This window comes from Vibrio sp. 05-20-BW147, assembly GCF_013369385.1.
GTDB lineage: Bacteria > Pseudomonadota > Gammaproteobacteria > Enterobacterales > Vibrionaceae > Vibrio > Vibrio floridensis.
In genome coordinates, this window is the sequence record NZ_SZTO01000102.1 from 1 (window position 1) to 488 (window position 488).

A 488-nucleotide genomic window follows, 5' to 3' on the forward strand; every position below is an offset into this window, starting at 1 on the left:
ATCAGCCGAGGGAACAACGAAAAACAATAAGCCACTGATTTTACGTGATTAAGCATAACGCCCAATTAAGGGGTGAGCAACGCCACCACCCAACCTAAAGCATTGTGCCATAAACACTAAATTTGAAGTAGAAGCAAAAATGCCAAGCGTTGGGAATCCCTCTTAAATTGCTTGTTATGCTCGTACTCAAAGAAATTGGAGGACTAAACAAGCAATAAACGCAGGTAGACCGGCTATGAAGAAAACCAAACCTGTTTGGTAGTTCATTCGATAATGCTCGCGTTGATCTTTTTCGAAATCATGCCCTTTTACCATTTTGTAAACTTTATCTGTTCTAGGATCGTCTAACCGAGTTGTCTTACTGTGGATACCACCTTCCCACATTAGCTTCGCCAAAAACCATATGACAATTACAACAAAGAAAAGGAAATCGACCAATTGAGTAGTAGCAAAGAATGGCACAAACTGGGATAGAGCTATCACAACAA

Annotated in this window: 1 protein-coding gene; it reads right to left on the reverse strand. The window is 40.4% G+C overall.

Annotated elements, in window-relative coordinates; all coding sequences use genetic code 11:
* Positions 1-186: 186 nt before the first annotated feature.
* Positions 187-488 (reverse strand): hypothetical protein (locus tag FC652_RS20265; RefSeq protein ID WP_176299919.1); only part of this gene is annotated, 302 nt, incomplete at its 5' end.